11 protein-coding genes are annotated in these 12,926 nt (G+C 73.8%); 6 read left to right on the top strand and 5 right to left on the bottom strand.

Going from position 1 to position 12,926, the window contains the following annotated elements; translation table 11 throughout:
• Window positions 1–18: 18 nt before the first annotated feature.
• Genes E1281_RS40615 through E1281_RS29725 form a run of 3 tightly spaced genes read right to left on the bottom strand, consistent with a single transcriptional unit; the run spans window position 19 to window position 3,432 of the window.
• Entirely contained in the window at window positions 19–189 is a 171-nt protein-coding gene (locus tag E1281_RS40615) for a hypothetical protein (protein WP_165959166.1), read from the bottom strand.
• Between the two features lie 40 nt (window positions 190–229).
• Window positions 230–2,674: an ABC transporter permease gene (locus E1281_RS29730; protein ID WP_131883032.1), complete on the bottom strand. Its 2,445-nt coding sequence runs from the start codon at window positions 2,672–2,674 to the stop codon at window positions 230–232.
• Window positions 2,671–3,432 carry an ABC transporter ATP-binding protein gene (locus E1281_RS29725; RefSeq protein ID WP_243717546.1) on the bottom strand — a complete coding sequence of 254 codons (762 nt, stop codon included), beginning with the start codon at window positions 3,430–3,432 and terminating at the stop codon, window positions 2,671–2,673. Before E1281_RS29725 ends, E1281_RS29730 begins: the two co-directional genes overlap by 4 nt.
• Before the next feature lie 169 nt (window positions 3,433–3,601).
• Between E1281_RS29725 and E1281_RS29720 the strand changes: the two genes are divergently transcribed.
• The 4 genes from E1281_RS29720 to E1281_RS29705 all read left to right on the top strand — a co-directional run bounded on the left by E1281_RS29720 (window position 3,602) and on the right by E1281_RS29705 (window position 8,369).
• Window positions 3,602–4,855, top strand: a complete 1,254-nt coding sequence (locus E1281_RS29720) for a sensor histidine kinase (protein WP_207943560.1) — start codon at window positions 3,602–3,604, stop codon at window positions 4,853–4,855.
• Window positions 4,843–5,481: a response regulator transcription factor gene (locus E1281_RS29715; protein WP_131883031.1), complete on the top strand. Its 639-nt coding sequence runs from the start codon at window positions 4,843–4,845 to the stop codon at window positions 5,479–5,481. Before E1281_RS29720 ends, E1281_RS29715 begins: the two co-directional genes overlap by 13 nt.
• Window positions 5,482–5,494: 13 nt before the next feature.
• Complete coding sequence (locus E1281_RS29710; protein ID WP_131883030.1) at window positions 5,495–5,950, top strand: NUDIX hydrolase; 456 nt, start codon at window positions 5,495–5,497, stop codon at window positions 5,948–5,950.
• 67 nt (window positions 5,951–6,017) lie between these two features.
• Window positions 6,018–8,369, top strand: a complete 2,352-nt coding sequence (locus E1281_RS29705; RefSeq protein ID WP_131883029.1) for a penicillin acylase family protein — start codon at window positions 6,018–6,020, stop codon at window positions 8,367–8,369.
• A gap of 33 nt (window positions 8,370–8,402) precedes the next feature.
• Here E1281_RS29705 and E1281_RS29700 read toward each other — a convergent pair whose 3' ends face one another.
• Window positions 8,403–9,065: a TetR/AcrR family transcriptional regulator gene (locus E1281_RS29700; protein ID WP_131883028.1), complete on the bottom strand. Its 663-nt coding sequence runs from the start codon at window positions 9,063–9,065 to the stop codon at window positions 8,403–8,405.
• A 74-nt stretch (window positions 9,066–9,139) separates the two neighbouring features.
• Between E1281_RS29700 and E1281_RS29695 the strand changes: the two genes are divergently transcribed.
• The gene (locus E1281_RS29695) at window positions 9,140–10,723 is read left to right on the top strand and encodes an ATP-binding cassette domain-containing protein (RefSeq protein ID WP_131883027.1); all 1,584 of its coding nucleotides are present in this window, start codon (window positions 9,140–9,142) and stop codon (window positions 10,721–10,723) included.
• Window positions 10,724–10,751: 28 nt separating this feature from the next.
• On the opposite strand, the gene E1281_RS29690 is transcribed toward E1281_RS29695, so the two are convergent.
• Window positions 10,752–11,750 (bottom strand): aldo/keto reductase, encoded by a 999-nt coding sequence (locus E1281_RS29690; RefSeq protein WP_131883026.1) that lies wholly within the window; start codon window positions 11,748–11,750, stop codon window positions 10,752–10,754.
• Between the two features lie 127 nt (window positions 11,751–11,877).
• Here E1281_RS29690 and E1281_RS29685 point away from each other — a divergent pair, with 127 nt between their 5' ends.
• Complete coding sequence (locus E1281_RS29685) at window positions 11,878–12,747, top strand: helix-turn-helix transcriptional regulator (protein ID WP_131883025.1); 870 nt, start codon at window positions 11,878–11,880, stop codon at window positions 12,745–12,747.
• The last annotated feature ends 179 nt before the right edge of the window (window positions 12,748–12,926 follow it).

The following is a 12,926-nucleotide window of genomic DNA, read 5'->3' as shown; positions in this document are numbered from 1 at the left end:
GATCGTCCGCGAGCGGGGTCACTGCGCGCGGCGGCGCCGGAGCAGGTAGTCGATCACCAGCGCGATGACGGCGACGCCGGTGACCGCGTTGACGGAGACGGTGACCCAGGAGTCGTCGAAGACCGAGCTCGAGACGGCGTTGACGACGATGAGGAGGGCGACCAGCGTCCAGCGGGTGGAGTTGCTCATGTTCTCTCGCCTTTCCGGAGTGGGTTGCTTCTGGTGGGTGTCAGGAGAGGGACGGGGAGGTGCGCCGCCGGAGCACGGCCCGCGCCGGCAGCGTGATCGCGGCGGTGCCGGATCCGGCCACGCCGGCGAGGACGGCCGCGCAGGCCCCCGGCGAGACCGCGGGCAGCGGGACGCCGGCGACCGCCACCGCGAACACCGGCAGCGTCACGCCCGCGATGAGGGCCCCGGCCGCGATGCCGGTGCCGAGCACGATCGCGGCCTCCAGCCGCAGCATCCGCAGCACCTGCCCGCGGGTCGCGCCGACCAGCCGCAGCAGCGCGAACTCGCGCCGCCGCGCCGCGGTCGCCAGCGCCAGCGTCGTGACGAGCCCGATGACGACGAACCCGGTGATCGCGGCGACGACCACCTGGCCGACGAATCCCTGGAGCCGGAGGTCCCGCGAGAGGGCCGCCGCGGCGGCGTCCGGCCCGGACACGCGGACCCCGGGGTAGGCGGCGGCGACCGTCCCGAGGTCGCCGTCCCCGCGGACGAGGACCTGGTCGTCGAGCGGCGACGAGGAGTGCGCGTTGACCGTGGCGTGGGGGAGCAGCACGTCGCCGAATCCGAGCCCCCGGTCGTAGACGGCGACGACGCGTGCGTCGACCTTCGTTCCGTCGCCGAGCCACAGCGTCGCCGTCGACCCGACGCCGTGCCCAGCGGCGACGTCCCGGCTGAGCGCGACCGTGCCGTCCCCGAGGTCGCCGAGCCGGCCGGACGACACCGCCGGGTCCATGGTGGCGGCGGCGTCCGCGCCGACGCCCCGGGCGTTCAGCGAGCGGAGGGTCTCCTCGCCCAGTTCCTCGACCGGCATGACGACGGTGGCGTGCTTGACCGGCGTCGCGGCGGTCACGCCCGGCGTGCGCCGCACCGCCTCGGCCACGCCCGGCGCAAGCCCTGGCCCGGACGCCACGACGACCTGGTCGGCGCGGTTGCCGTCGTCCGCCTGCACCTCGGTCGCGTGGGCGATCGTGGTCTGCGCGAAGAGTTGCACGCCCGCGAACGCGACGGCCAGGGCCACCGGCGTGATGAGCGACCCGGCCCGCAGCGCGGCGGCTCCGGCGGCGTCCTGGGCCATCCGCCCGGCCACCGGCGAGACGGCCCTGGCCGCGCGGCCCAGCACGCGGTTGCCGAACCGGGCGATCAGCGGCCCCAGCAGCGCCGTCGCGACGATCAGCGCCATGACCAGGCCGCCGAGCGACGTCGCGGCGGTGGGGCCGGTCGCGGTCGCCGAGAACCCGAGCGCGTTCAGGCCGATGACGAGGAACACCACACCGGTGACCAGGCGCCGGCGGGGCAGCCCCGCCGGCTCCGCGGCGGCCTCGCCGAGCGCCTCCACCGGGCGGATCCGCGACGCCCGGAGGGACGCCAGGAACGCGGCAGCGAGGGCGGCGGGCAGCGTGACCGCGACCGCGGCCAGCACGGGAAGCGGGCTGAGCGACAGGTCGAAGCCGTCCGGCAGCACGCCCTTCCCGACCATCGCGGCGTGCATCCCCGCGCCGAGCGCGAGGGACAGGACGCCGCCGGTGAGCGTGGCGGGCACCCCGATCCCCGCCATCTCGCGCAGCAGCCGTCCCCGGACCTGCCGGGGCGTCGCGCCGACCGCGCGGAGCAGCGCGAACTCGCGCGCCCGTTCGCGCACCGAGAGGACGATCAGGCCGCCGACGACCACGAGCGCGGCCATCACCGCGACGCTGCCGAACGAGGCGGCGATGTCCACGATGTCCGGGCGCGCGGCGGCGACGGCCGGGTCCTCGGCGTCGCCGCGCGCGGCGCCGGTCGCCACGGTGAGGCCCGGCGCGGCGGCGCGGAGCGCGCCCTCGTCGACCGTCCCACCGAGGACCACCAGTGCGTCCGCCTGTGCGGGGTGCCCGTACAGGGCCGCAGCCGTCGCCGCGGTGAAGTACGCCGCGGGCAGGCCGTCCGTCAGGAGCCCGGTGACCTTGTAGGGGCGGGACGTCCCGCCGGCGTGCAACAGGACCGTCCCACCGGCCGGGACGCCCGCCGACCGGCTCAGCACGACCTCGTCCGCCGCCCGCGGGGCACGGCCCGCGCCCAGCCCGTCCGGGAGCAGGGCTGCCGATTCCCAGCCGTGGCCCGTCACCGCCCCACCCGAGGAGAGGAGCACGGGGAACGACACGTCCGCGACCACGTCGCGGACGCCGGGGACGGCCCGCAGCCCCGCCGCCGCGGCGACCGGCACGCGGGACCGCTCGGCCAGCGGCCGGCTCTGTTCCGCGGGCGCCTCACCGAGTCGCTCGACCTCGTGCTCGACGCTCTGCGGCCCCGTCACGGCCGCCGCGGCCGCGCCGTAGCGCTCCACCGGCGCATGGGCGCGCAGCGCCGACTCCAGCAGCACCCCGCACGCCCCGACCAGCGCGGCCGCGAACGCCAGCGCCACGAAGATCCCGGCGGACGCTCCCCTGTTCCGCGCGGCGCCCGCACTCACAGCGTCTCCCAGCGGTTCATGACGGCAGGGGCCGTGGGGGCGGTCAGCTCGTCGACGATCCGGCCGCGGCTGAGGAACACGACGGAGTCGGCCCAGGCGGCCGCCACCGGGTCGTGGGTGACCAGCACCAGCGTCCGACCGTCGAGGTCGACCGCCTCGCGCAGCATCCGCAGGACGTCGCGGGCCGTGCGCGGGTCGAGCGACCCGGTCGGCTCGTCCGCGAACACCACCTCCGGTCGGGTGATCATGGCGCGGGCGATGGCCGCGCGCTGCCGCTGGCCGCCCGACAGCTCGGACGGGCGGTGCCGGCGCCGGTCGGCCAGCCCGACGCGGCCGACGACGGCGTCCAGCCAGGCCGGGTCGGGCTCGTCACCGCCGAGCCGCACCGGCAGCGTGATGTTCTGCTCGACGTCCATCGACGGGATGAGGTTGAACGCCTGGAACACGAACCCGATGCGCTCGCGGCGCAACCGCGTCCGCTTCGCCTCGCCGAGCCGGCCGATGTCCGCGCCGCCGATCCGGACGGTGCCCTCGCTCGGGCGGTCGAGCCCGGACGCGCAGTGCAGGAACGTGCTCTTGCCCGACCCGGACGGGCGCATCACCGCGGTGAACGTCCCGCGCGGGAACGTCCAGGTGACACCGTCCAGCGCCCGGACCTCGCCGTAGGTCTTGCCGACCGACTCCAGGCCGACCGACTCCAGGCCGACCGCCTCCCGGCCCGCCGTGCGCGCGGTGGCCTCGGCCGTCATCGTCGTCATGGGTCCCCTCCGTCGGATGTCGTCGCTCACCTGGACGAACCTAAGTTCCGGGGGACGGCCGGCACATCGGCGCGCTCTCCCCGATCGGTGGTGTAGCGGGCTACACCACAGGCCGGGGGCACGCCCTGATGCGCGCGGCGTCCCGGCGTCCCATACGGTGCGAGATGACATGACCATTGACACGAGCGGCGGGCTGCGGGACGGGCTGGGACGCAGCGCTGAGGCGACCGGCCGGCTGGCCGGCGCGCTGCGGACGGGCCTGCCGGCCTTGGCCGGGCTCGTGCCGCTGACGGCCGGCCTGGTGCTGGTCCTCATCGCCCTCCCGTGGCTGCCGTCGGCCGTGAAGCCGCTGCGCGCGCTCGCGAACGCCGAGCGGCGGCGGGCCGGCCGCGTCCTGGGCCGCGAGATCCCCGTGCCGTACCCGCCGTCCCAGGGGGAGGGCCTGGCCGAGGCGCGCCGCCTGCTGGGGTCGCCGTCCACCTGGCGGGACGCGGCCTGGATGGCGGCGCACGGGCTCACCGCGTTCCCGGCCGCGGTGATCGCGGTGGCGCTGTGGCCGGCGACGCCTTTCTCGCTCTCGCTGCCGCTGTGGTGGTGGGCGGCGCCCGAAGGCTCCCAGGCGGCGTTCGTCACGCTGGACAGCTGGCCGAAGGCGCTGACGATGCCGTTCGTCCAGACCGCCCTCTACCTGTTCGTCCTGCTGTGGCTGGTGCCGCGGTCCGTCCGGTGGCATGCCCGGCTGGCCGAGGCACTGCTCAGCCCCACCAGCCGCACGAGCCTCAGCGAGCGCGTCGAGGAGCTGACCGAGACCCGGGCCGAGGCCCTGGAGGCGCACGGCGCCGAGCTCCGCCGCATCGAGCGCGACCTGCACGACGGGACGCAGGCCCAGCTCGTCGCCGCCATGCTGCGCCTCGGGCTCGCCGACCGCCGCTTCGAGGGCGACCCCGACGCGTCCCGGGCGCTCTTCCTTGAGGCCAGGGAGGGGATCGAGGACGCGCTCACGCAGCTGCGGACGGTCATCCGCGGGATCTACCCTCCGATCCTGTCCGACCGCGGGCTGGCGGGTGCGCTGCGCGCCCTCGCCGCCGGGCAGCCGATCCCCGTCGGACTGGACGTCGAGATGGAAGGGGGCGGACGGGTGCCGGCCGCCGTCGAGGCCGCCGCCTACTTCGTCGTCGCCGAGGCGCTCACCAACATCGCCAGGCACAGTGGCGCCCGGCACGGACGGGTCACGATCCGGCACGCGGGCGCCCGCCTCACGATCACGGTGCGCGATGATGGCAAGGGAGGCGCCGACCCGGGCCGCGGCAGCGGCCTCGCCGGCATCCGCCGCCGGGTGGCGGCGCTCGACGGGACGACCCGCATCGACAGCCCCGGCGGAGAAGGGACGACGCTCGAAGTGGACCTGCCATGCGGATCGTGATCGCCGAGGACAACGTCCTGCTCCGCGAGGGGCTCGTCATGCTGCTGAACTCCGACGGCCACGAGGTCGTCGCCGTCGCGGACAGCGGACCCGACGTGCTGCCCGCGCTGCTGGAGCACCGCCCGGACGCCGCCGTCCTCGACGTCAGGTTGCCGCCCGGCTTCCGCGACGAGGGGCTGCGCGCCGCCGTCGAGGCCCGCAGACGGCTCCCGGGACTGCCGCTGCTCGTCCTGTCGCAGTACGTCGAGGAGACCTACGCCGCCGAGCTGCTCGCGGGCGGTGCGGAAGGGGTCGGCTACCTGCTCAAGGACCGCGTCGGCCGCGTCGACGAGTTCCTGGACGCCCTGAACCGCGTCGCCGCCGGGGGCACCGCCCTCGACCCGGAGGTCGTCTCCCAGCTGATGACGTCCCGCCAGGATCCGCTGCAGGCGCTCACGCCCCGCGAACGGGAGGTGCTCGGGCTCATGGCGCAGGGCCTCGACAACGCCACGATCGCGACCACGCTGGTCATCACCGAGCGGTCGGTCAGCAAGCACATCGGCGCCGTGCTCGCCAAACTCGACCTGCCGCACACCGACAGCGGGCACCGCCGCGTCCTCGCGGTCCTCGCCTACCTCAACTCATGACCGGGCCGGACTCGTGAGCGGGCCCGTGCGGGTGCGGCGCGCCGTCCGGGCGCTCCTGCTGGACGGCGACGCGCTCGTCCTGATCCGGCGGACCCGGGAAGGCCGCCCCGTCTACTGGACGACTCCGGGAGGCAAGATCGAGCCCGCCGACGCCTCTCCCGAGGCCGCGCTGCGGCGCGAACTGGACGAGGAGCTCGGGGCCACCGCCGGCGCCGTGCGCCAGGTCTTCGCGTGCGGGGAGCAGGGCCCCGGCCTGTACCGCCTCAACACCTTCTACGTGTGCCGCCTGACCTCGATGGACCTGTCCCGCAGGCACGGCCCCGAGTTCGACGACCCCGCCAAAGGCCGCTACGACGTCGACCTCGTGCCCTGCACGCCCGGCGACCTGTCGCGGATCTCCCTGATCCCCGAGACGCTCGCCGCCTACCTCGGCGACCACGCCGCCGACCTTCCCGGCCTGGCCCTCTGACGTCGGGGCTTGCCAGAGCCTTCCGTCTGTGCCAATTTTGCGGAGCCTCTGTGATCAAGGAGCCGCAATGCCGCGAACCCTCCTGCGCGTGGCGGGAGCCGTCGTGCTCGCCGCCGCTCTCCTGACGCCGGTGAACGCCTCCGCCGTCGCCACGCAGCTGAATGCCGGCCGCGGCATGTCGGCGACGATCCGCTATACCGAGTACGGCATCCCGCACATCACGGCCAAGGACTACACCGGACTCGGGTACGGCACGGGCTACGCCGCCGCCAAGGACAACCTCTGCATGATCGCGCAAGGCGTCGTCACGCTGAGCGGGGAACGGTCCAGATACTTCGGCCCCGACGGCGCACCGGACGGATCGTTGTCGGGCGCGTCCACCAACCTGGCCAGCGACGTGTTCTTCGCGGGCATCAACGGCAGCGGCATCGTCGAGAGACTGATCGCCGAACCGGCCCCCTCCGGCCCGGCCGCCGAGGTGCGGGAGCTCAGCCGCGGCTGGGCGGCCGGATACAACCGGTTCCTGCGCGAGGGGGAGATCACCGACCCGGCGTGCAAGGGCGCCGCGTGGCTGCGGCCCGTCACCGAACTGGACGTCCACCGCCGCGGCTACGCCCTGGCGATGCTCGGCGGCTCCGGCATGGTCACCGACGCCATCGTCGGAGCCGGGCCGCCGGGAGAGAACACGGTGCGGCGCAGGACCCAGTCGCCGCAGGAGGCCGCCAAGGCCGCCCGGAACCTGATGGCGGACGCCGGCATGGGCAGCAACGCGATCGCCGCCGGGAGCCGCGCGACCGCCGGCGGGCGCGGCCTGCTCCTCGGCAACCCGCACTACCCGTGGCACAACGGGCGGCGCTTCTGGCAGGCGCACCAGACGATCCCCGGGGAACTCGACGTCAGCGGCGCCGGCCTTCTCGGCTCGCCCGTGGTCAACATCGGGCACAACTCCACGTTCGCGTGGAGCCACACCGTCGCCACGGGCGTGCCCCTCAGCCTGACCGAACTGCGCCTGGTGCCCGGCGACCCGACGTCCTACTTCGTGGACGGCAAGAAGGAGAAGATGACCCAGCGGCGGGTCACCGTCCAGGTCAAACAGCAGGACGGCTCGACCAGGCCGGTGACGAAGACGCAGTGGCGCTCCCGCTACGGCCCGATCGTCACGTCCGTCTCGGCCGTCGACCTCCCGTGGACGACCTGGAACGCCTACGCGATCACCGACCCGAACGCGGCCAACACGCGCGTCGCCAACACCTCGCTCGCGCTGGGCAAGGCCCGCACGACCGACGAAGCCGTCCGCGCGTTGAAGGGGACCCAGGGCCTGCCGTGGGTCAACACCATCGCCGCGGACTCCCGCGGCGAGGCCCTCTACGCGCAGATCCAGGTGCTGCCCAACGTCACCGACGAGTTCGCGAACCGCTGCAACTCCCTCCTCGGCCACCTGACGTTCCGCCAGGCCGGGCTGGCGATCCTGGACGGCACCCGCTCGTCCTGCGCACCCGGCAAGGCCCCCGGGACCGTCCAGCCCGGCATCCTCGCCCCCGACCGCTACCCCGTTCTGAACCGCGCCGACTACGTCACGAACTCCAACGACAGCCACTGGCTCTCGAACCCGGAGGAGCCGCTGACCGGGTTCGACCGCATCATCGGCGACGAGAAGGCCACGCGCAGCCTGCGTACCCGCAGCGGCCTGGTCGCCGTCCAGGACCAGCTCGGCGAGGGCGGGTTCACGCGGGCCGACATGCAGGACCTGGTCTTGGCCAACCGCAACCACGCGGGCGAACTCGCCGCCGAGGGCACCGTCGCCATGTGCCGCGACATGCGCCTGGGCGAGCCCTGCGAGATCCTCGCCGAGTGGGACGGGACGGCCGACACCGGCAGCCGGGGCGCCCTCCTGTTCGACCGCTACTGGCGCAAGGCCACCGCCGCCTGGGACCTGTGGAGGACGCCGTTCGACGCCTCCGACCCGGTCAACACGCCACGCGACTTCAACACCGGCTCCTGGGCCGCCCGCAAGGCCCTGATCGACGCCGTCAAGGAGCTGCGCGAGTCGGGCATCCCGCTGGACGCGCCTCTCGGCGACCACCAGTACGTCACCCGCAACGGCCAGAAGATCCCGATCGGAGGCGGCACGGAGTCCCAGGGCATCCTCAACAAGATCGAGGCCACGTGGACGCCCGGCAAGGGCTACACGGAGGTGAGGACGGGCTCCAGCTACGTCCAGGTCGTCTCCTTCGACGGCGACCGCTGCCCCGACACCCGGACCCTGATGGCGTACTCGCAGTCCTCCGACCCGACCTCCCCCCACTACGCCGATCAGACCCGCCTCTTCTCTGAGAAACGCTGGGTCACCGAACGCTTCTGCTCACAGGAGATCGAAAAGGCCCCCGGCCTGAAGGTCACCGAACTCAAGGGGAGCTGACCCGGAAACCGGCCCCGCCCGCCGGCTCGCGGATCAGGGCCGGCGGGCCGCCCCGTCCAGGACGTACTCCAGTCCCTGGACGAACGCGGCGTCCCACTCGCCGCCGCGCAGATGGCCGTGCGCGGCGAGATGCGGATACCGGTCGCGGTTGCGGACGAGGTGCTCCCCAGCGGCGTTCTCCGTCTCGGCCCCCTCGTCGCGCCGGGCCCCGACCTCCATGAGCGCCGAGCCGATGACGTAGTTCGCGATCGCGTAGGCGGCGCCGGCCAGGTGCGGGCCGGTCAGCCCCGTCGTGGCCAGGGCTCCGTACAGGAAGTCGGTGCGGGCCAGGACGTTGGGACCGAGGAGCGGCCGCCCGCCGAGCACCGCCGCCGACCAGGGATGGTCGAGCATCGCGGCCCGCCATCCCGACATGAGCGTGATCACGCCGGTGCGCCACTCCGTTCCGCTCTCGGGAATCGGGACGTCTCCGAAGATCGCGTCAAGCGCCAGTTCGAGCACGTCGTCCTTCGTCTTGACGTGCCAGTACAGGGTCGTGGACCCCGTGTCGAGCCGCTCGGCGAGCCGGCGCATCGTCAGGCGCCCGGCGCCCTCCTCGTCCAGCAACGCCACGGCCTCCGTGACGATCCGCTCCCGCGTCAGGGGCGGCCCCTCGCGCCGGGGGCGGCCCTGACGCAGCCACACGCTCTCACTCATGCGCCTCACGCTAGTACATTGGACGAGTACTAGACCATTGATCCGGTCACTCGAACAACGTACGAGAGGGCGTCATGGGGCATATCGAGGTGAGCCGGCTGACCTACGCGCTCCCCGACGGCCGGCTCCTCCTGGACGACGTGTCGTTCCGCGTCGGAGACGGGGTGACCGCGGCGCTCGTCGGCCCTAACGGCGCCGGCAAGACGACGCTGCTGCGCCTGATCGCGGGAGATGTCCAGCCCTTGTCGGGTGCCGTGACGGGCTCCGGCGGTGTCGGCGTCATGCGCCAGTTCATCGGCGGCCTCCGCGACGGGCGGACCGTCCACGACCTCCTGCTGTCGGTGGCGCCCGGGAGCGTCCAGGCCGCGGCGGAGCGGCTGGTGCGCGCCGAGCGGGCCTTGGACGACGGCGAACAGAGCCAGATCGCCTACGCACAAGCCATCACCGACTACACCGACGCGGGCGGCTACGACATCGAGGTCGTCTGGGACACCTGTACGACCGCGGCGCTGGGCCTGCCCTTCGACGAGGTGAAGGTCCGCGGCGTTGCCACCCTCTCGGGCGGCGAACAGAAGCGCCTCGTCCTGGAGGCCCTGCTGCGCGGCCCCGACGAGGTCCTCCTGCTCGACGAACCCGACAACTACCTGGACGTCCCCGCCAAGGAGTGGCTGGCCGCGAAGCTCCGTGCGACGAGCAAGACCGTCCTGCTGGTCTCCCATGACCGGCGGTTGCTCGCCGACGCGGCCGACCGCATCGTCACGGTGGAGTCGCGGGACGTCTGGGTCCACGGCGGCGGGTTCGCGGGCTACGCGCAGGCCCGCCGCGATCGCACCGACCGCCTCCACGAACTGCGCCGCCGCTGGGACGAGGAGCAGAAGCGGCTCAAGCAGCTGGTCCACACACTCCGACAGCGCGCGGCCAACAACGACGCTGTCGCCTCCTCCTACCAGGCCGCCCGCACCCGCCTGCGGCGCTTCGAGGAAGCAGGGCCGCCCCAGAGCGCCCCGAAGGAGCAGAACGTGCGCATGCGCCTGCGCGGCGGCCGCACCGGCAAGCGCGCCCTCCTCTGCGAGTCCCTCGAACTGACCGGCATGACCGACCCGTTCGACACCGAGGTCTGGTACGGCGAACGCGTCGCGGTCCTGGGCTCCAACGGCTCCGGCAAATCGACGTTCTTGCGCCTGCTGGCCGGCGACGAGGTCCCGCACGGCGGCGCGTTCCGCCTCGGCGCCAGGGTCGTCCCCGGCCACTTCGTCCAGACCCACGCCCGTCCGGACCTGCAGGGCCGCACGCCCGCGGAGATCGTCATGTCGGACAACGCGCTGACCCGCAACGACGCCATGGCCGCCCTCGCCCGCTACGAGCTGGCCCCCGCCGGCTCCCGCCCCTTCGAGACCCTCTCCGGAGGCCAGCAGGCACGCCTGCAGATCCTCCTGCTGGAACTGTCGGGCGCGACCCTGCTCCTCCTGGACGAGCCCACCGACAACCTCGACCTGGCCAGCGCCGAAGCCCTCCAGGAAGGCCTGGCCTCCTACTCGGGAACCGTCCTGGCCGTCACGCACGACCGCTGGTTCGCCGCCGACTTCGACCGCTACCTGATCTTCACGGCCGCCGGCGCCGTCCACGACTCGGACACCCCGCACTGGAGCGCGCCGTGAGTGACGTGGCCAGTGCGGGCCGGCGGGCTCAGTTGCCCGCGCCGAGGTCGGCCATGAACGCCGACGGGTACCGGTCGCCGCGCGCCGAACCCGGCGGCACGGCCTTCTCGATCTCGGCGAGGTCGTCCGCGGTGAGGTCCAGCCCGATCGCGGGCAGTGCCTCGTCCAGCCGCTCGCGGGTGCGGGCGCCGACCAGGGGCACGATGTCCGCGCCCTGCGCGGCCACCCAGGCGATGGCCAGCTGCGCGACCGTGCACCCCTTGGCCTCGGCGACGCGGCGCAGAGCGTCGACGAGGGCGAGGTTGTGTTCCACGTTCTGGCTGGAGAACCGCGGCATCATGAGACTGCGGCCGTCGCCCGGTCCGGTGTTCCTGCCAGCGGTCCAGTGCCCGGAGATGAGGCCGCGGCTCAGGACGCCGTACGCGGTCATGCCGATGCCGAGCTCCCGCAGCGTCGGCAGGATGTCCTCCTCCACCGCGCGGGAGATCAGCCCGTACTCGATCTGCAGGTCGGCGATCGGGTGCACGGCGTGCGCCCGGCGGACCGTCTCGGCGTCGACCTCCGAGAGGCCGATGTGCCGCACGTGACCGGCGTCGACCATCTCCTTGATCGCGCCGACCGTCTCCTCGATCGGCACCGCCGGGTCGAGCCGGGCGGGGCGGTAGATGTCGATGTGGTCGACGCCCAGCCGGGTCAGCGAGTACGCGAGGAAGTTCTTCACCGCCTCGGGGCGGGCGTCGTGCCCGCCCATGCCGGGGCCGGGCCCCCGCATCATGCCGAACTTGACGCTCAGCCGGTAACCGTCGCGGTCCCGGCCGCGCAGCGCCTCGGCGAGCAGCAGCTCGTTGTGGCCCATGCCGTAGAAGTCGCCGGTGTCGATCAGCGTGACGCCGGCGTCCAGCGCGGCGTGCACGGTGGCGATGCTCTCCGCGCGGTCGGTCGGGCCGTAGGCGTCCGACATGCCCATCGCACCCAGCCCCAGCGCGGAAACGGCCGGCCCGGTCTTCCCCAGGATTCGTGTCTGCATCAGGTTCTCCCTCTTTCCGAAGTCGCCTCCCACCATGGGCCCGGACGGAGACGCCCGAAAGCGGAGCGTTCATCGTGGGAGAGCCCCTCCCTGGATGAGCATGTCCGCCGCGAGGCAGGATGGAGTCATGCGACGTGACGAGCTCGCCGACTTCCTGCGCCGCCGCCGCGAGGCGATCCGCCCCGCCGAGGTGGGCCTCGCCGACGGCCCCCGCCGCCGCACCGCGGGGCTGCGCCGTGAGGAGGTGGCGATGCTCGCCGGCATGTCGGTGGACTATGTCGTCCGCCTCGAGCAGGCCCGCAGCAGCCAGCCCTCGACCCAGCTCCTCGGTGCGCTGGCCAGGGCGCTGCGCCTGTCCGACGACGAACGCGACCACCTGTTCCACCTGGCCGGGCACCGGCCCCCGCCCGCCGAGGGGGTGGCCCGCCTGGCCCGCGCCGGCCTGATTCGCATGCTCGACCTGCTCGGCGACACCCCTGCCGTGGTGCTGTCCGACCTGGGCGAGGTCCTCGCGCAGAACCGGGCCGCCCTCCTGCTGATGGGCGACCACACCGGCTTCACCGGAGACCGCCGCTACCTCGTGTACCGGTGGTTCACCGAGCCGGACGCCCGCGACGTCCATCCGTCCGAGGAGCAGGAGCACCACGGCCGCCAGTTCGTGGCCGACCTGCGCGCCGCCTACGGCCGCCGCCCCGGCGACCCGGTGGTGACGGGGCTCGTCGAGCGCCTGCGGGCCGCGAGCCCCGAATTCCGCCGCCGCTGGGCCGAGCACGAGGTGGCCGTCCGCCGCGCCGACCGCAAGACCCTGGTGCACCGCCGGGTGGGCGCCCTCCTGATGGACTGCGAAACCCTCGTGACCCCCGACCAGGGCCAGCAGCTCCTCGTCCTCACCCCGGCGGACGACGAGGCCCGCGAACGCCTGGACCTCCTGCGAGTCCTGGGCACCGAGGAGTTCCCCGCGGATTCCCCAGGCGCCCCCCGCAGCGAGACCCCCTGACCACCGGGGACACGTTCGACGCTGTTCGATCGCAAGGGAGGCGGAAGGTGGGGCCGGTGGACGAATGGCCTGGGCGCGGACTGAGCGACGAGGAGCTCGACGTCGCCTACAACGTGCGGCGGAAGGCGGGGGAGGAGCTTTTCGCGCGGCATATGGCGCGATATCGGGAGGAGTCTGTG

This window comes from Actinomadura sp. KC345 (genome assembly GCF_004348515.1).
GTDB lineage: Bacteria > Actinomycetota > Actinomycetes > Streptosporangiales > Streptosporangiaceae > Spirillospora.
Note: the sequence above shows the minus strand (reverse complement) of the source record. Positions and strands in the feature narration are given on the sequence as shown.